The organism is Paenibacillus paeoniae, assembly GCF_003388735.1.
Classification (GTDB): Bacteria; Bacillota; Bacilli; order Paenibacillales; family Paenibacillaceae; genus Pristimantibacillus; species Pristimantibacillus paeoniae.
Window position 1 is genome coordinate 1,125,160 of record NZ_QUBQ01000001.1, and the last position, 18,252, is coordinate 1,143,411.

Sequence of the window (18,252 nt, forward strand, 5' to 3'; positions counted from 1 at the left end):
CAACTATGACCATTATCGCCCCTTCAATATTATCGGCCCATTTTTCACGTTTGGGCGAGGAGATTCAGGCTGTGGAAAAGGCTGGCGCCGACTGGATTCATGTCGACGTGATGGACGGCCACTTTGTTCCTAATCTGACCTTCGGCCCACCTGTCATCGGAGCGATTCGTTCTGTTACGACACTGCCATTCGACGTTCATCTGATGATTGAACGTCCGGAGCTGTCTCTGGCTGATTATATCGCTGCCGGAGCTGACCGGATTACGGTTCATGCGGAAGCGTGTGTCCATCTACATCGGACGATCCATGCGATTAAGGAGAAGGGGCTGCCTGCGGGAGTCGCCATTAATCCGGCAACGCCTGTCTCCGTGTTGGAGCCGATTATCCATGATCTTGACCTGGTTCTGGTCATGACGGTGAATCCTGGTTTCGGCGGTCAATCGTTTATTCCTTATTCGCTTGTGAAGCTTCGTCAAGTGAGGGAGCTCATTCAGGAGCGCGGCCATAAGGACATTCATCTTCAGGTAGATGGCGGTGTCAACCGTCAGACGGCTGGAGCGATTATCGAAGCCGGTGCTAACGTGCTGGTTGCCGGCAATGCCGTATTCGGAGAACAAGACCGGGCGGCGGCGATCTCAGCGCTAAGGCAAGGGGGATAAAAATGAACGCAACTATCAAGACCAGCTTGATCGTAATGTTTCATGCGCTGCTGGCTGGGATCTGCATGGCCATATTTACGCAGATTGATGGATTTGTGAAGTTTCTTTTTTCTTTGCTTGCCCTATATATCGGCATTCGGTATTTTCGCCGATTCGAGACTGTCGGCATGCGCGTGCTCTTTTTCGCGCTGACGCTTGTATTCTGCTTCATTACGATTCTTAGTATCGTCGTGTATCGCTTCGCGCAGGAGAACCCGGAACTTTTGACGGGAACACTGTAATCCCCTTACTTAGAGCGCTTGCAATGGAATAGGACAATGATCCTCTGCATAGGATGGTTACATGAGCGCAGGATGTGTTACGGAACCATTTCATGAGCGTGTCTGAGGAGGGATGAAGGCATGAAATTTTATACGATCAAGCTGCCGAAGTTTCTGGGCGGGTTTGTTAAGGCGATCTTGAACACGTTCCAAAAAAATTGATCCCGACGCCGACACCCGCCGGCTGAGTTTAATGGCAAGAAAAAATAAAAGCACCTGAGATTCAGGTGCTTTTGTCTATGGCGTTAGCCATTCTTATACGCGAGTTACTTTACCAGATTTCAGAGCGCGCGCGCTCACATAAACACGCTTTGGCTTGCCATCAACTAGGATGCGAACCTTTTGCACGTTAACGCCCCAAGAACGACGAGTTTTGTTGTTCGCGTGGGATACGTTATTGCCTTGACGCGGCGACTTGCCAGTCAGATAACATTTGCGGGACATGACTACACCTCCTTAAAAGTTTGTGAAGCAAACTTCGCTACGAAAGCATACACTTAGAAGTTTGTGAAGCAAACTTCCCTACGTAAGCGTTAGTTTAAAAATGGGTTTTCAACGTTCGTTTCACATTCACATGTATCATTGAACACACTCGAATATCGTATCATAAACAAAGCACCTATTCAACCCAATTCTAAGGATTGTTCGGCATTTTCACGAACAGACTTCAATAACGGACATGTTTATAGTACAATAGTACATAGTCCATAATATACAGTAAGGGAGTGCATTGCCATGACATTACAACTGAATACGGAGTTAGGTGCTATTCATGTGACGGACCATTGCATCGCCGTTCTGGCTGGCTCCGCAGCCATGGATTGTTATGGACTCGTCGGCATGGCATCACGCAAAGGCTTGAAAGACGGCATTGCGGAGTTGCTTGGCAGAGAGAACATGTCCCGCGGCGTTGAGGTTCGGCGCGAGCATGATAAGCTGCATATTGACCTCCACATTATTGTAAGCTACGGAACGAAGATTTCCGAAGTGGCGCATAACATTCAATCGAAAGTTACCTATGTGCTCAACAGCGTTATTGGCTTGCAAGTGGATGAAGTCCATATATTTGTACAAGACGTAAGGGTATCCAGGTAGCAGGAAGGGGAATTTTCATTGGGTAAGCGCTCAATTAACGGATCGGATTTTGCCGCAATGGCGTTGCTGGGAGCAGAGTTGTTGCAGCATAACGCGGAACATGTGAATGCACTTAACGTGTTCCCGGTGCCAGACGGCGATACAGGTACGAACATGAATTTAACGATGAGCTCCGGCATCAGGGAGCTTCGCAGCAAGCCGTCCGAGCACGTGGGGAAAGCGGCGGAAGCCCTATCCAAAGGATTGCTGATGGGCGCTCGAGGCAACTCCGGCGTTATTTTGTCGCAGTTGTTCCGAGGTTTTTCGAAATCGCTTTCCGCGCTTAGTGAAGCGTCGGCAGTGGAGGTAGCTGCAGCGTTCCAGCATGGCGTCGATATGGCGTACAAGGCTGTAGTCAAGCCTGTTGAAGGGACGATTCTGACCGTTGCAAGAGAAGCGGCCAAGCATGCCGTTCAATATGCTAGACGGGCAACAGATGTGACCGATCTGATGGTTGAGGTCCATCGGAAGGCGCATGAAGCGCTGCAACGCACGCCGGACCTACTGCCGGTGTTGAAGCAGGTTGGCGTTGTCGACTCCGGAGGACAAGGGCTGGTATTTATCTACGAAGGTTTTGTCCGCAGTCTGACCGCGAGCGAGTCTGGCGGCTACCAGGAGCTGTACCAATTGCCATCGGAAGCGGCTATGCCGGAACAGGTAGCTGTTCCCAATGCTGCGAACGTGGTGCGAAGAGGAGAGTCTAGCTCGGCGCAATCTCTTTTGTCTACGGAAGATATCAAATTTTTATATGACATGGAATTTTTTATTAATCGTACCCGTACCGGTTCCACTGCGATGTTTTTTGATGAATCCGCTTACAAAGCGATTCTGGAGAGGGACGGCGATTCCATTATCGTCATTACCGATGACGATATTATCAAGGTACATGTCCATTCCCGCAAACCGGGCGATGTGCTTAATGCCTCGCTCCCTTATGGCGAGCTGACGGATATTCACATTCTGAATATGCGTGAGCAGCATCGCGACATTGTGGAACATGATACTGGCGTGCCTGTCAGCGGAGCGGATCTATCTTCGGCAGAATTGCTGGCGGGACAAGCGCTTACCGGGGTGTCGCCCGGTCAAGTATTCGAGCAAGCGCCATACGGCATTATTGCTGTAGCGATGGGCGATGGCATTGCGGATTTGTTCCTGGGCAGCGATGTAGATACGGTGCTCTCAGGCGGACAGACGATGAATCCAAGTACGGAAGACTTTATGAAGGCCATCGACGCATTGTCCGCAGAGCATATCTTCCTGCTTCCGAACAACGGCAATATTATTCTGGCAGCAGAGCAAGCGGCGGAGCTAAGCGATCGCCATATTACCGTTATTCCCACACGCACCATTCCGCAAGGCCTGGCGGCCGTGCTTGCATTCAAGGAAGATGAAACACCGGAGCGCAACGGCGCATGGATGAAGAGCGCAGCGGAAGGCGTCGTATCGGGGCAAGTAACGAAGGCTGTGCGCGATACTTCTATCGATGGAGTCACGATTCATGAAGGCGATTATATCGGTATTAAGGAGAAGGCGATTGTCGTATCTCATGCGGATCTGTTAGCGTCTTGCCAAGGCCTGCTTGGCAGCATGCTGACGGACGGCGGTGATCTGTTGACCGTATTGACTGGCGATGAGGCGACAGCAGAGCTGACTTCAGCTATATGCGAATGGGCAGAGGAGCATTATCCCGATCTTGAGATCGAGGTTCAGCATGGTGGACAGCCGCTTTATCCTTATTTGTTCGCGGTAGAATAGATGTCGCATAATCGTATTTTGGAGGGGATTAGATGGGGAAAGTACGCATTGTAACAGACAGTACATCGGATATACCGGCAGAGGTGCGCGAGCGCCTCGGTATTTCCATGGTTCCGCTTAAGGTTCTGTTCGGGGAAGACACGTATACGGACTCAATCACGATCCAACCTGACGAGTTTTACGAAAAGCTGCAAGCTTCGCCGGTTCTTCCGAAGACATCCCAGCCTTCGCCTGCTGAATTCTCCGAGCTGTATGAGCAGCTTCTGGAGGAGGACCCGGATTCGCCGATTATCTCTATTCATCTGGCTTCTGTTCTGAGCGGTACTTACCAGTCCGCATTTATTGCAGATTCCATGCTGGAACGCGAGGCTGATGTGACGGTTGTCGATTCCAAGTCCGCGTCATATGGTATCGGTCTTCAGGTCGTGAAAGCGGCTGAGATGGCGCAAGCTGGCGAGAGCAAGGAACGGATATTGGAGGAGCTTGAGCGTATTCAGAAGGATTTAAAAGTTTACTTTCTTGTGGACAGTCTTGAGTTCTTGCATAAGGGTGGCCGTATCGGCAGAGCTTCGGCGCTGATCGGATCTATCCTGAACATTAAGCCGATTCTTTCGCTTGATGAGAATGGAGGCGTCTACTCCGTAGATAAGGTGCGCGGCAGCAAGAAGGCGATGGCACGTATTGCCGAAATGTTGAAGGAAGAGTTCGGCGACGAGCCGGTAGGCCTTATTTTAGCAAAGACAGACAATCAAGAATTGACGGACGAACTGGGCAAACGGGTCAAGGAAGTCATTAATGTGAAGGAAGTCGGCTATACGGCAGTCGGCTCAGTCATAGGAGTACATACGGGTCCGGGAACATCTGCCGTATTCGTCTACAGGGTGTGAGTGAGGCATGATGAAGCTGGAACAAATTTCAGTTCGACAACTCAAAGGCGTGAGCGCTCTGAAAGAAGGGGAGCTTCACGCCTTTGGCGTTCGCACAATAGCAGACTTATTGGGGTACTTCCCATTTCGATATGAGGATTACCGTGTTCGTGAATTATCTGAAGTGAAAAACGGGGAAAAAGCGACGGTACTGGGCGTTATTCGCGGCAATGGCATCATGCAGCGCTATGGCAGAAGCAAGTCGCGGCTAACCTGCAAGATTGAGGTGGGCGGCATGCTTGTGACCGCGGTATGGTTCAATCGCCAATTCTTGAAGGAGCAGCTGACGCCGGGCCGTGAAATTATGCTGACTGGAAAGTGGGAGCAGCACCGGCTGCAGATTACGGTATCGGATTCTGAGTTCCCCGACAGCTCCAAAAACTCGAAGTCGGGTTCGCTTCAACCCGTTTATTCCATCGGCGGCAACATTACGCAGCCGTGGATTCGGAAGATGATTGCGGCGGCACTGGAGCAGTATGGGCCGATGGTAGAGGAAGTGCTGCCTTATGAGCTTGTAGAAGAGCACCGGCTTATGACACGCGCGGAAGCATTCAAGCTGCTGCATATGCCAGGCGACTTCCGCAAAGGACAAGAAGCGCGCAAACGGATGGTCTATGAGGAGCTTTTCCTCTTCCAGCTCAAGCTGCAGGCGTACCGCTCATTGAACAGAGTCCGAAATGACGGTATTGCCTTCCGTATTGAAAGCGAGACGATCCGTTCCTTCGCCGCGACGCTGCCCTTCGAGCTGACGGACGCACAGAAGAAGGTCGTCAACGAAATTTTGACGGATATGCGCCGGGGCTACAGCATGAATCGTCTGCTGCAAGGGGATGTCGGCTCCGGCAAAACGGTCGTGGCGGCTATCGCCCTATATGGCGCGGTTAAGGCAGGGCATCAAGGTGCGCTTATGGTGCCAACGGAAATCTTAGCGGAGCAGCATTCTAAGTCGCTCCAGCGACTGTATGAAGGTTTGGGCTTGCAAGTCGGACTGCTAACGGGCAGCTTGACGGAGCGAAAGCGCAGAGACCTGCTCGCGAGCTTGCAGATGGGGCTTATCGATGTCGTGGTGGGCACGCATGCGCTCATTCAGGAAGGTGTTTTCTTCCGAAGCCTTGGATTTGTCGTGGTGGATGAGCAGCATCGATTCGGTGTGAATCAGCGCAGTATTCTGAGGCACAAGGGGATGAATCCCGATGTACTGACCATGACAGCAACTCCGATTCCGCGGACGCTGGCTATTACGGCTTACGGCGACATGGATGTTTCGACACTGAAGGAGATGCCGCGTGGACGAAAGCCGATTAAAACGTATTGGGTGAAGCACGGTTCGATGGACCGTGTGCTCGGCTTTATCCGCAAAGAGGTTGCTGCGGGGCGGCAGGTATATGTAATCTGTCCGCTTATTGAGGAATCGGAAAAGCTGGATGTGCAAAATGCGATTGATCAGTATGTGCAGCTCCAACAAGCCTTTCCCGACCTGAAGATCGGATTGCTGCATGGCCGTCTGACGGCTGCGGAGAAGGATGAAATCATGTCAGAATTCGGCGCCAATGAGTCGCATGTGCTTGTTGCGACGACCGTCGTAGAGGTAGGTGTTGACGTGCCGAACGCTACGTTGATGATCATTATGGATGCGGAGCGATTCGGACTGTCACAGCTGCATCAGCTGCGCGGACGGGTTGGCCGGGGCGAGCAGCAGTCCTACTGCGTACTTGTTGCCGATCCGAAGTCAGAGAACGGGCGTGAGCGGATGAAGGTCATGACGGAGACGACTGACGGCTTTGAAGTAGCCCGCCGCGACCTGGAGCTGCGCGGTCCCGGCGACTTCTTCGGCACGAAGCAGAGCGGTCTGCCGGAATTCCGCGTCGCAGATATGGTGGCCGATTATGAGGTGCTGGAGATTGCACGCGAGGATGCGGGCAGGCTGACGGAACGGGAGGACTTCTGGAGCAACGAGTCTTTCTCGCGACTATGGAGCATCCTTAAGCAGGATCAATTATTTCAAGGCGAGCAGCTGGACTAGGCAATTATTGCGCCCCTTCGGCATATAGTTAGTTCATGTGGAACTATGGAGAAGGAATGCCGAAGCGGAGGTGCGTCAGCCGGTGAGTTACCAGAATTACGGCATTAAGCCGCAGCTAGTCGAGCGCGTCAAGCTGAAGATGAAAAATCCTGTTGTGAAGGACCGCATCAGGCAATTGCTTGGACATGTCACCAAGTACGACTTGCAGGACCGCGTCAAAGTACGCAAGCTGGTGAAATCAGCCGCTGTCATATTTCAGGAGAAATTATCCGAGACGCAGGAGGATCAGATCATTAATTTTGTGCTTGCGCAGAAGATCGATCCTAATAATACGTTCCATTTGCTGAAGCTGTGGGGCATGTTCCGCTGACCTTAAGGGGTCAGCTTTTTTTTGTGATATGATAGGAATAATTATATATACTTTACGGTGGAAAGGAACTGTGACCATGGATCTAGGGTTAAGAGATAAAGTAGCGATTGTTACGGGCGGCAGCAAAGGAATCGGACTGGAGACGGCGCTGACGCTGGCTGCGGAAGGGGCGAAGCTCGCTATCGTAGCACGCAATCTGGAATCGCTGCAGGCAGCGGCTGAGCGGATTAAAGAAGTGACAGGAGCCGAGGCGCTGGTCATCTCCGCGGATATCTCCGTAGAGGCAGAAGCGCGGGCCGCTGTAGAGCGTACGGCCGAGCATTTTGGCGCGGTTGATATTCTGGTTAATAACGCGGGTACGTCCGCGGCAAAGCCATTCGAGGAGGTCAGCTCGGAGAGCTGGGATACGGATCTGGATTTGAAGCTGCTTGGTCCGGTACATAGCTCCAAAGCCGCTATACCGTATATGCGCCGCCAGGGAGGCGGAGCGATCTTGAATGTGACGGCGATCAAAGGAAAAGCGCCATCGGCTTCGTCTCTTCCGACATCCGTCAGCCGCGCAGCGGGACTTGCACTGACCAAGGCAATGAGCAAGGATCTGGCAGGGGACAATATTCGTGTCAATGCGGTATGTATTGGGCTGATCCGCAGTGACCAGATTGAGCGGATGTGGAAGGCATCGGCGCCGGAGCTTACGTGGGACGAGTTCGCAGCGGATCCCCGTCACGGAATCCCGTTGGGTCGGATTGGACAGACACAGGAAGCTGCGAAAGTGATCACATTCCTCGTCTCGGCTGCAGCGTCCTATGTGACGGGTACGGCTGTTAATATTGACGGCGGATCTTCGGCGGTGTTATAAGCTAGCTATTCATATACTATAACTTAGAGTCGCAAAACGACCGTACTTCGATAGCGTTATCGAGGACGGTCGTTTTGGTATGCGACTTTATTAGTGTCTTACTTTCCGCCATCCAATAAGGATAAGGTCATATCTATACTTTGCCTAATGAACGCTTCATCTGGCTTTGACTTAACCATGACAGTCAGTCCGATCATGGATATGACAAGGGACTGGGCAAGTGCTTCGGCATGAAGCCCTACAGATAGCTCCCCCTTTTGCTGTCCGTATTCGATGACTTCCTTGAAGATAGCAGCCAAATACATTTGATGCTCACGCGTCAGTACGGCAAATTTGGAATCATGCGGAGCAAGCTCGACCATCGTATTAATGCAAAAGCAACCCCGATGAATCTCGGATTTCTTATTCTCCTCTAAACCGATTTGCTCGAACAGCTCCCGGAAAGCGGCTTTAACGGAAACGCCACGTTGAAGCCGCGATCTCACTTGAGAAGCATGCCATGCGTTGTACCGCCGCAATGCAGCTTCGAACAGCTCCTGCTTGTCCCCGAACGCTCCATATAGACTGGGACGCTGAATGCCCATTCCGCCTGTCAGATCACGGAGCGAGGACGCTTCGAATCCCTTTTCCCAAAAAATATACATCGCCGCATTGAGAGCCTTCTCTGTATCAAATTCACGTTGTCTTACCATAAGGATCACCTTTTTGTATCATTCAGTATTGAATATATCGTAAGTCTAGATGATCCTGGTGTCAAGTTTGTTATGAACTCAATAGGGTTCGAAAGTTTAGGAAACGGATAGGATCGTGTGGTTTTGATGGATTTCTTTGAGTTTATCTTCGCAGCTCATTTTATTCCTGTTGACACAATCTCCAATATTGGCGTATTCTACTCAACATATAACATACCGATTGGTACAAAATAAATCGGATACTTCATTTTAGAAAGGTGTTCCTCAATATGATGTCTTCTCAGCTAGACCAAAGCTCCTCATCAGCTCACACTGGATTGACTCGTCCCGTCATTCTTTTGTTGGCCTTATGCAGCGGACTCTCTGTCGCTAATATTTACTATGCGCAGCCTCTGCTTGATTCTATCGCCCATGACTTTCGCATTGCGCCCTCCTCGATCGGTATCGTTGTGACGGTTACACAAGTTTTTTACGCGGCTGGATTGTTAGTACTGGTTCCCATGGGGGATCTGTTCAATCGTCGTAAGCTGATTGCAACTCAGATGCTCCTGTCTGTCGGGGCTTTATGTACGGTAGCGGTATCTTCATCCGTTTCCGTTCTATTTGTCGGAATCGCAATTGTTGGTTTGCTTGCTGTCGTCGCCCAGACGATGGTGGCCGCCGCTGCCACATTCAGTGTTCCATCGGATCGGGGACGCACCGTCGGGCTTGTTACTAGCGGCATTGTAATCGGAATATTGCTTGCCCGCACGATTGCAGGTACACTGAACGACTGGCTGGGCTGGCGCTCAGTCTATTTCTTTTCGGCTGGTCTCACTTTACTTGGCAGTATATTGCTGTATATTCTCCTTCCTAAACAGGAACCACAGCGAATCCGACTCAGCTATACTCGTATTTTTTTATCCGTATTTCAGCTGTACCGTGAACTACCGATTTTACGAATCCGTGGTTTATTGGCTATGCTCATCTTTGCAGCCTTCAGTATATTGTGGACAGCGATGGTACTGCCACTAAGCAGTGAGCCGTTGACACTGTCGCATATTGCAATTGGAGCGTTTGGGCTTGCCGGTGTAGCGGGGGCGCTCGGGGCTTCTTTCTCCGGCAGATTGGCAGATCTCGGTTATGCTCGATGGGTTACTGGTATTTCCTTGGCGATTCTGTTGATGGCTTGGTTGCCAATTGGGTTCCTATACCGATCTATCGGTTTTCTTGTGATTGGGGTCATCCTGCTTGATCTGGCGGTGCAAGCTGTACACGTGACGAACCAAAGCTTAATCTACAAGGCTCGTCCCGAGGCGCAAAGCCGATTAACTGCGGCGTATATGATCTTTTATTCTATTGGCAGCGCAGCAGGCTCAATTGCTTCAACAGGGGTGTATGCCTGGGCAGGATGGAGGGGAGTATGCTGGTTAGGGGCAGCGGTAAGCGGACTTGCTCTGCTGCTATGGGCTTATGATTTCTGCAGGAATTATAAGCAAGAGTTAATAGCTGTGGATAACTGAAAAGGATATTTCCCGTGTCCAGATACTGTGCCTATTAATAGTAACTAAGTTAAGGTGGAGGACTGCACAGTGTCTATAGGATATATGGTCGCAAATAGCTTGTTGTAGACATGGGGTTTTTATTGACTGCCGGGGTATGCTAAACTAGATACATACACATCTATCTTTCGACACTCAAGATGTTGGGATTCGGCAGAAGGGAGCAGCGTTCGATGCAAATATCCGATTTTTTATTTCCCAAAAATAAAGTGGCCTATATTCATTCTACCGACCACCTGCAGGCGGCCCTTGAAATATTAGAAAAGACGCAGTATACAGCTATTCCTGTCATCGACGGGGATGGGAAGTACGTGTTTACTCTTTCCGAAGGCGACTTGTTGTGGAAAATGAAGTATACGGAAGGCATCGGTTTTCATAACCTCGATAGCGTAAAGGTTCATGAAATCAAATGCCGGACACACAATGAATGTGTGTCGATCAATGCAGATTTCGAAGATATGCTGGAACTGGCTGCCGACCAAAACTTTGTTCCCGTGATTGACGAGAATCAGATTTTTATCGGTATTATCCGCCGGAAAGACATTATCGAATATTATACAAGTACCATTACCGATTGATACGTGGAGAAATAAGAGCAAAAATACAGCCGAATCCTGATGGATACGAGCTGTATTTTTTATCCCCATTACCAAGCAGGTTCAAGAACTGGCGTAGAGCCATTCGTTGAATTTACGATATACCATTGTTCTACAATGGATTATCTAGAGAAAGGATAGGATCACTGTTCCGACTTGTTTTTATTTTGTTAAGCATGTGCGCTACAATAGGTTTAGCTGGAACAAGGACGGTGAGCTTGCTTGGATGATTCGTTGGAGAAGATACAAAAAGAATATGCCGTACTTGATGACCTGAGCTTTAAGCTTAAGGATATAGAGTACATCAATAATCAACACAACAGATGGAATTTAAGACTGCAATTTCTTGAGTCTCATCTTGTTTTTGTAGCTGCTAGCGGTCAAGGGCAACTAATGATTGATGGCAGGTTCATCGAGCTTCGTCAAGGGAATGTCTATGTCTGTGTGCCTGGTCAGCTCGTTGAAGTAACTGTACATACATTGGATGAGCGGGGCTTTTATTATATGCGGTTTGATGTTATGGACGGTGAGAAGGATGCCATTCATTCCTTAGGAAAAAGCAGCAGGTTTCCGGTAAAGGGAGAGGTGCCCGCGAAATCTCCGGTTGCTATTCTTTCTTTATGTCAACAGATCCGTCAATGTTGGCAGAAGCAGGATTATTTGGCTCGTTTTAAAGGTCAAATTTTGTTTCAGGAGCTATTGTTCAACCTCATGCAGGATGCTCTGACTGTACAAGATCATGGCACTGAATCAGCGCTTGAGCATGTAAAAAGTTATATGGAGCAGCATTACCAACAAGAGTTGACCATCGATCAATTGGCTAAGGTGGCGGGGATCAGCACCCGTCATTTTATGAGATTATTTAAGAAAAAGTATGGCTGCAGCGCCATTGATTATTTGGCTGTCTATCGCATTGAACAGGCGCAACGTCTGATGCGGTCAGGTGGCTCCAATCGACTGAAGGATATTGCACGTTATGTTGGTTATCAGGATGATCTTTATTTTCGCCGCAAATTCAAGCAAATATCGGGTGTGCCGCCAGCGGAATTCATGAAAAATAGCAGAAGAAAAATCGTTGCCTACAATTTTCCTAATATAGGACAGCTTATTGCCCTGCAAATCATTCCATATGCTGCTCCGGCAGATCATCCATGGACAGATTATTTCAAGCGGAAGTATGAAGTAGACTCTTTACGGCCTTTAAGCTCGGATCCTTTGACCAAAAGAGAAGAAATTGGGTTAGCTGAGCCTGACTTTATTATAGGAATTGATTCCATGGTAGCGCTCGAGGAACAAATCAAACTCTGTACAATCGCTCCGTCCTATTTTGTACCATGGGAGAAACATGATTGGCGCACACATCTACGCCTTCTTGCACAATTTTTAGACAAGACAGTAGCGGCTGAGACATGGCTTAAAAAATATGAGCGAAAAGTTCTTTTTGTACGAGAACAGGTGAAGTCTACGATTAAGGATGACCGGTTGCTCATTGTAAGAATTACGGCTGATCTTTTTTATGCTTTGGGGAAGCGTAGCGTAGGTGCGGTGTTTTTCGATGATTTGCAAATGCTGCCGGCGCAAGACGTCACTCGGTTGGATGAGCAGATCACACTCCATGATATCGTGAATTTGGATGCGGACCGATTATTATTCATTATAGATGAGGATTCACAATCTCAATCCAACTGGAGAACACTGCTGGAGGCGAAAGAATGGCGCAGTCTTAAGGCAGTGCAAACCTGTAAAGTGGATTTTCTTCCATCCTATCCGTGGATTGAGTATGCAGCGTTTACTCATGACCTTCTATTAGATGAAATAGTAAAGCTATGGCGCGATCGTACATAAAAAAATGTCGGTATTGTCAATGTTTTATGGATGCAAATTCATCTATACTCCTATTAACAGAGAATGATAATCATTTTTAATTGGGATTGTCATCGATTACTCACATTCAGGAGGACAATAGAAAAATGAAGCAGCACCGGAGTATATTTGTAGCAGTCATGATCGTATTCGTAATGATGGTAAGCGCAGCGTGTGGAGCATCAAATGCTCCAAAAAATAATACAGGCGGGACAGACGAAGGCGGCGATTCAAAACAACGTGTGCTGCAAACCTTGAAAGGTGACGTTAGTATCCCTGTAGATCCTAAAAGAGTCGTTGCGCTATCCGTGGTGTATCCCGATTTTCTGTATGCGCTTGGCGTTAAACCGGTTGCTGTCCAAAACTATCATGTAGAGTTCCCTAATTATTTGAAGGAACCCTTGAAGGATACAGTAAAGATGGGAATTGCACAAACACCTGATTTTGAGATGATTCTGGCGAATCAGCCTGATCTCATTATTGCTCCAGTTTGGTGGTCCGAAAAGGATTATGAGCAGCTTTCAAAGATTGCATCCACTGTGTTATTGCCACAGCGTGATGATTGGAGAGACGAATTAAGGGATATAGCTGACGTGTTTGGCAAACCAGAGCAGGCTGAGAAAGTGATTGCAGATTTGCAGGTGAAAGAAAAGGTAGCAAAAGAAAAGCTTCATTCCTTAGTTGGGGATGAGACTGTGATGTATATGATGATTAGGTCCAAAGAGATTATCATTTACGGAGAAAACATTGATCGTGGCAGCTTTATTCATAAAACGTTAGGCCTTAAGCCGGTCAAAGAGTTCCCGCAAAGTGAACTCAGTGTTACGATTTCATTGGAGAAAATACCGGAATATAATCCGGACCATATTATTTTGCAGCTTGACGATGAAGGTGTCGAAGTGAAAAACCGTTATGAAGCCATGATAAATTCCTCCCTTTGGAAAAATATGACCGCTGTTAAGAAAGATCAGGTGTACATGGTGGGCGGTAAAGAATGGTTTAACTTGGGAATGTCTCCGCTAGCGGATCTGTATGCTATGGATGATGTTGTGGGTGCTTTTGAAAGTCATAAAAAGTAATGAGGGAAATTGTGTGAGCATAGTGGACTTTCAGCAGTTGGAAGAGAGCTTTTATCTAACATTGCATGACCATGAAAACACTATGCTTGCTATCCCGGCATTGGATTTATTAAAGCCTGGTCGGATGGAAGAGCTGATTGATGCTTATGGCAGGCTTATTCACGCAAGAGAGCGTTCTACAGCGGCAGCCTTTTTTATGAGCTGGTTTGCAGGGGTATGCAGTGCGATGCAGCATATGCTCTATCGTGACTATGCTCAGCTTCTAGATTTATCCTTGTCTAACCTGACCGTGCAGTTATGTGAGGGTGAGCATTATCCCTTTTTCTGTTTAAAATGGAGGAAGTGAGATTTACTCCGTTGTTAGACAAAAGTCGAGTGGAAGGGCATAAGCAATGGCTGGATTTCTTCTATAGGGGACAGGTGACGCCACTAATCCAAACCTTATCTCAAGTAGCCAACGTACATGTGATACAGTTATGGGGACAAATTACTAATGCTTTGTATCCGCAATGGCAAGCAGAATTGGCTGATGTCTCTGATCCAGTGAGCAGGACAAGGATCAATGAGTGTTTTCAGATGCTAAAGTGTGAAATTAAGACTAGTGCATTTGGACTTCGCAAAAATCCATTTGCAATCAAGCAAATTTACATTGAACATCCCACGATTCCAGAGCAAAAAGTATGGATGAAGGCAGCGTGCTGCCTTGCTTATAGGTTGGAGGGGGAAATTGGTTATTGTTATGAATGCCCTCGGTTGAAAGAAGCGGATACGGTTGTGCGGAGAGAGAAGTGCTAGCGATATTTATTGATGACAGCCTTTAGGCTGTTTTTTTTTTGAATAAACCTGGGAAATATCGCTATTGGGTTGGCCGGATAACAAGAAGCTACTCACGCCTTAAACATTAAGCCGGATGGAAGAGCAAGGGATTGTCAAACATTACGGTGCAACGTCTACTGTTCAGTGGGATTCATTTGGTTACATCCCTTATGGCATAACCCGTTACAATTGTGGGCAGGTAGAACAGGTACCTGAAGCAGATTGGTTTAAAGTCATGGGAACACATGAAAAGTTGAAAACGCCGAAAAACATGAAGCGGTAATGGAGCGGTTAATTAAGAATAGAATGCTGAATACAAATTCCAGGAGGGCATTTTCCGTTGTCAGGCTTGTTATATGTGAAAAAAAGAAGCAGGGACAGCATTGGAGTGAAATGTGCTTTCACCATTTTAAAGACAGAAGCAAATGTGAGCAGCGTGGCAAGGTAATGGATGTTGATTTTTTCAATACGCTATATAACCAGATTATTCATGTAGACCCAAACATTCTGCGGGAGATTGAACTACATGGAAGTAGGTACAATGATACACAGGTCATTATCGAGGTCAAAGAGCAGGAGTTGAAGAAGCAGGCATTGGACAAGCTGCATGAATCGTATGAAGAGAACACGATAACGAAGCAAGTATTTTTAGAGCGTAAAGCTGTTCGGTCACGGCAGATACAGAAGCTGGAGGAAGAGTTGAAGGATTTGCGGAAGGTTGTATTAGATGAAGGGGATTATCCTACTGTGGAGCAGATATATGAACGTGTAGGGCAGTTTAGAGAGTTGTGGAGCGTCGCAGTGACAAGTGAAGAGAAGAATCAAGCATTGAAGAAGCTATTGGAGCGGATTTTTTATGATTGGGAAGGGAATAGGGTGGAGTTGACGGTTTGTTATAGATGATAATGTATGAAGAGATGTGAAGTTAACTATGGGCCTCTGGAAAAATTTCCGGAGGTTCTTTATATGGAGAAATTTAGTTCTTTTGGAAGGGAAGTAGAGAACTTTGTCGAATATTAAAAAGAGAATGGGGTACTAGCTTTTTTGGAATAATTTCTGAATGAGATTGAACTAAAATCATTTATTCAATTATAAAGGATGAATATTAGTAATGGAACTGAATGAGGTTTTTAAATTAGTTCAGAAGTTCACTCAAGATGTTCCATTATTTTTAATGGGTACTGGTGGAACAATTCCTTACGGTATTCAGTTGAGTACTATGACGGAACGAAATGGTAGAACGAGTACTATCCGTATTGGGTAATTGGGTAGAAGCGCACAAGGAAAAGCCTCTCACAAACTACTTTTATATATTTTTTAAAAAAAGCCCGGAGGAGCAACCAATGGACTATTATGCACACAGTCATAAGACAAAGAAGTACCAGTTACTGAAGGTGCACTCGAAAGGTGTAGCTCAGAGGTGCATGAAATACGCTGAGCTGTTTCAAGCAGGGCACCTAGGTTATCTGGCGGGAATGCTGCATGACCTGGGTAAATATTCTGAATTATTCCAGGAGAGAATACGCGGCAAATCTGTACATGTTGATCATTCCACGGCTGGAGCGAGATGGTTGATGGAGCCTGAGCACTATAAACTTTTTGTGGGTACTGCGCGGATGGATTTTTATTTAGCTCGCTCTGTTGCCCAAGCCATTGTTGGCCATCACGGCGGGCTGCGCAACTACGGAGCGCTGGATGAAGAGGGGACGTTCAACTATCGATTATCAAACCGGGACTACACAATTGAAAATTACAGCCATGCGTGGGACGAGCTTGAAATCAATCGAAAACTATGTGAGAAGAAAGCGCTCCCTGCATTTGATGGAACTTATTTAACGAAACACAATATTGCATGGAAATACAGCTTCCTTGGTAGAATGCTATACTCCTGTCTGGTCGATGCCGATTCAATCGATACAAGAGACTATAGCAATGATGAAGAAAGGCAGCTGATGGAGGAACGGAATCAGCCAACGATTAATGAACTGCTGAATCGGTTCAATTATTACATGGAGCAGTTCGACAAGGTGAAGGATAGCCAAATCAACCGCCAGCGCAAAAGAATACTTGCAGCCTGCATTCGAAATGCCAAACTTGGAAGGAAGTTATTCTCGCTGTCGGTCCCGACTGGAGGAGGTAAAACATTATCCTCTTTGGCTTTTGCGTTACGGCATGCATGTGAGCACGAATTAAGGCGCATTATTTATGTTAGTCCGTTTACGAGTATTACAGACCAAACCGCTCAAAAATTTCGGGAGGCACTCGGTTCCGACGCTGTGCTGGAGCATCATAGCAATTTCGATTTTGATGAATATGGCGAGAATGATGATCCGAAGGTCGGCTTGCGCTTAAAGCTGAGTGCTGAGAACTGGGATTCACCGGTTGTCGTCACGACATCGGTACAATTTTTTGAATCGTTATTTGCAAGCAAACGAAGCAAGTGCCGCAAGCTGCATCAGATTGCAGGGTCCGTTATCATAATAGATGAGGCGCAGAGCATACCGCGCGGCTATGTAGCACCTTGCGCGCAGGCGCTGCAAGAGCTTGTTCAATCCTATGGATGCTCAGTCGTGCTGTGTACTGCGACACAACCCTCATGGGACAAGCTGGGCTTTGCAACAGTGGAGATTATGGATGACCCGACTCCGTTGGAATTGTCCGGGTTGTTCGCTCAAGTACAGATTTCGGTGCATGGCGATGCAGCGAGCGCTGTTACAGATGAAACCGTTTTACAATGGATGGCTGAACACAAACAGGCTTTATGTATTGTCAATACACGAAAGCATGCAAGGCTGCTGATGGAGCGGTTAAAACGTTATTTTGACGATGGAGTCTATCATCTGAGTGGACGAATGTATGCAACAAATCGTAAAGCTGTTCTTAAAGAAATAATTCAGCGGCTGAAAGATAAATTGCCTTGCCGAGTGATTTCTACCCAATTAATTGAAGCGGGGATCGATGTAGACTTTCCGGTCGTATTGAGGGCATTTGCGGGACTGGATTCCATTGCGCAGTCTGCGGGCAGATGCAATCGGGAAAGAAGACGGAAGTTCGGAAAGATGTATGTGTTCTATCCGGAACCGCACGGAATGCCCGCAAGAGGCTGGATAAAGGAGTCGGCAGTAGAAGCGCAGCATGTCATTCGCGCTGTGTCTGAAGGTCCGTTGTCACTGAAGGCTATGGAGCAATATTTTGACCGCATCTATGGCATAGTGAACGGGGCAGCAGATCGTATCCGGGTTGAAGCCAGTGTCATTGACTCCAAAGGAATTTTGGCGCTTGTTTCGAGCAAAAACAGCAATTTGGAAATACCGTACCAGGATATTGCAGATCGTTTTCAGTTTATTGAGGGCGGCACGCATGCTGTGATTATCCCTTTTACGAAGAATGGGAGCAATAGCGTTTGGGATGAACTTAATAAGCTTGAAGAAGGCTGTTCGTCAGCATTACGAAAACTGCAGATGTATACGGTCCAGGTATACCCACATGAATTGGCAGCTATGAAACAGGCGGATGTACTGGACAGCGTTGAAGGCGTATTGTATCTGAAAGAAGCGGGTTTTTACAGTTTTGAGACAGGACTACGCCTGCCGGGTGATTTGGTCTAGATGAGATAATT

Annotated in this window: 20 protein-coding genes; 18 read left to right on the top strand and 2 right to left on the bottom strand. The window is 47.6% G+C overall.

Features of this window, described 5'->3' with window-relative positions:
• The first annotated feature begins 5 nt into the window (after window positions 1-5).
• The 3 genes from rpe (at window position 6) to spoVM (ending at window position 1,141) form a co-directional block, all read left to right on the top strand.
• Complete coding sequence (gene rpe, locus DX130_RS04975; protein ID WP_116043320.1) at window positions 6-659, top strand: ribulose-phosphate 3-epimerase; 654 nt, start codon at window positions 6-8, stop codon at window positions 657-659.
• Between the two features lie 2 nt (window positions 660-661).
• A complete protein-coding gene (locus DX130_RS04980) occupies window positions 662-940 on the top strand; it encodes a hypothetical protein (protein ID WP_116043322.1) in 279 nt (92 codons plus the stop codon).
• 120 nt (window positions 941-1,060) lie between these two features.
• Complete coding sequence (gene spoVM / locus DX130_RS04985; RefSeq protein ID WP_010345573.1) at window positions 1,061-1,141, top strand: stage V sporulation protein SpoVM; 81 nt, start codon at window positions 1,061-1,063, stop codon at window positions 1,139-1,141.
• A 93-nt stretch (window positions 1,142-1,234) separates the two neighbouring features.
• On the opposite strand, the gene rpmB is transcribed toward spoVM, so the two are convergent.
• Entirely contained in the window at window positions 1,235-1,423 is a 189-nt protein-coding gene (rpmB, locus tag DX130_RS04990; protein ID WP_068683988.1) for a 50S ribosomal protein L28, read from the bottom strand.
• A 291-nt stretch (window positions 1,424-1,714) separates the two neighbouring features.
• On the opposite strand from rpmB, the gene DX130_RS04995 reads away from it, so the two are divergent.
• The 6 genes from DX130_RS04995 to DX130_RS05020 all read left to right on the top strand — a co-directional run bounded on the left by DX130_RS04995 (window position 1,715) and on the right by DX130_RS05020 (window position 8,046).
• The gene (locus tag DX130_RS04995) at window positions 1,715-2,074 is read left to right on the top strand and encodes an Asp23/Gls24 family envelope stress response protein (protein WP_116043323.1); all 360 of its coding nucleotides are present in this window, start codon (window positions 1,715-1,717) and stop codon (window positions 2,072-2,074) included.
• 57 nt (window positions 2,075-2,131) lie between these two features.
• Window positions 2,132-3,868 carry a DAK2 domain-containing protein gene (locus DX130_RS05000; protein ID WP_116045747.1) on the top strand — a complete coding sequence of 579 codons (1,737 nt, stop codon included), beginning with the start codon at window positions 2,132-2,134 and terminating at the stop codon, window positions 3,866-3,868.
• A 32-nt stretch (window positions 3,869-3,900) separates the two neighbouring features.
• Complete coding sequence (locus tag DX130_RS05005; protein WP_116043325.1) at window positions 3,901-4,755, top strand: DegV family protein; 855 nt, start codon at window positions 3,901-3,903, stop codon at window positions 4,753-4,755.
• A gap of 10 nt (window positions 4,756-4,765) precedes the next feature.
• Entirely contained in the window at window positions 4,766-6,817 is a 2,052-nt protein-coding gene (gene recG, locus DX130_RS05010) for an ATP-dependent DNA helicase RecG (protein ID WP_116045748.1), read from the top strand.
• An 82-nt stretch (window positions 6,818-6,899) separates the two neighbouring features.
• Window positions 6,900-7,187 (top strand): stage VI sporulation protein F, encoded by a 288-nt coding sequence (locus DX130_RS05015; RefSeq protein ID WP_116043327.1) that lies wholly within the window; start codon window positions 6,900-6,902, stop codon window positions 7,185-7,187.
• Window positions 7,188-7,263: 76 nt separating this feature from the next.
• Window positions 7,264-8,046: an SDR family NAD(P)-dependent oxidoreductase gene (locus DX130_RS05020; protein ID WP_116043329.1), complete on the top strand. Its 783-nt coding sequence runs from the start codon at window positions 7,264-7,266 to the stop codon at window positions 8,044-8,046.
• 98 nt (window positions 8,047-8,144) lie between these two features.
• On the opposite strand, the gene DX130_RS05025 is transcribed toward DX130_RS05020, so the two are convergent.
• The gene (locus DX130_RS05025; RefSeq protein ID WP_116043330.1) at window positions 8,145-8,738 is read right to left on the bottom strand and encodes a TetR/AcrR family transcriptional regulator; all 594 of its coding nucleotides are present in this window, start codon (window positions 8,736-8,738) and stop codon (window positions 8,145-8,147) included.
• Window positions 8,739-9,007: 269 nt separating this feature from the next.
• Between DX130_RS05025 and DX130_RS05030 the strand changes: the two genes are divergently transcribed.
• The 9 genes from DX130_RS05030 (at window position 9,008) to cas3 (ending at window position 18,241) form a co-directional block, all read left to right on the top strand.
• Window positions 9,008-10,240, top strand: a complete 1,233-nt coding sequence (locus tag DX130_RS05030) for an MFS transporter (protein ID WP_206098759.1) — start codon at window positions 9,008-9,010, stop codon at window positions 10,238-10,240.
• A 212-nt stretch (window positions 10,241-10,452) separates the two neighbouring features.
• Complete coding sequence (locus DX130_RS05035; RefSeq protein ID WP_116043332.1) at window positions 10,453-10,857, top strand: CBS domain-containing protein; 405 nt, start codon at window positions 10,453-10,455, stop codon at window positions 10,855-10,857.
• A gap of 240 nt (window positions 10,858-11,097) precedes the next feature.
• The gene (locus tag DX130_RS05040) at window positions 11,098-12,720 is read left to right on the top strand and encodes a helix-turn-helix domain-containing protein (RefSeq protein ID WP_116043333.1); all 1,623 of its coding nucleotides are present in this window, start codon (window positions 11,098-11,100) and stop codon (window positions 12,718-12,720) included.
• A 125-nt stretch (window positions 12,721-12,845) separates the two neighbouring features.
• A complete protein-coding gene (locus DX130_RS05045; protein WP_116043335.1) occupies window positions 12,846-13,817 on the top strand; it encodes an ABC transporter substrate-binding protein in 972 nt (323 codons plus the stop codon).
• The gene (locus DX130_RS05050) at window positions 13,792-14,163 is read left to right on the top strand and encodes a hypothetical protein (protein ID WP_165861164.1); all 372 of its coding nucleotides are present in this window, start codon (window positions 13,792-13,794) and stop codon (window positions 14,161-14,163) included. The genes DX130_RS05045 and DX130_RS05050 overlap by 26 nt, the downstream gene beginning before the upstream one ends.
• A gap of 11 nt (window positions 14,164-14,174) precedes the next feature.
• Window positions 14,175-14,612 (top strand): (2Fe-2S)-binding protein, encoded by a 438-nt coding sequence (locus tag DX130_RS05055; RefSeq protein WP_133297892.1) that lies wholly within the window; start codon window positions 14,175-14,177, stop codon window positions 14,610-14,612.
• 468 nt (window positions 14,613-15,080) lie between these two features.
• Window positions 15,081-15,536, top strand: a complete 456-nt coding sequence (locus DX130_RS05065; RefSeq protein WP_133297893.1) for a hypothetical protein — start codon at window positions 15,081-15,083, stop codon at window positions 15,534-15,536.
• A gap of 208 nt (window positions 15,537-15,744) precedes the next feature.
• On the top strand, window positions 15,745-15,897 hold the full coding sequence (locus DX130_RS26350) for a hypothetical protein (protein ID WP_165861165.1): 153 nt from the start codon (window positions 15,745-15,747) through the stop codon (window positions 15,895-15,897).
• A gap of 79 nt (window positions 15,898-15,976) precedes the next feature.
• The gene (gene cas3 / locus DX130_RS05070) at window positions 15,977-18,241 is read left to right on the top strand and encodes a CRISPR-associated helicase Cas3' (RefSeq protein WP_165861166.1); all 2,265 of its coding nucleotides are present in this window, start codon (window positions 15,977-15,979) and stop codon (window positions 18,239-18,241) included.
• The last annotated feature ends 11 nt before the right edge of the window (window positions 18,242-18,252 follow it).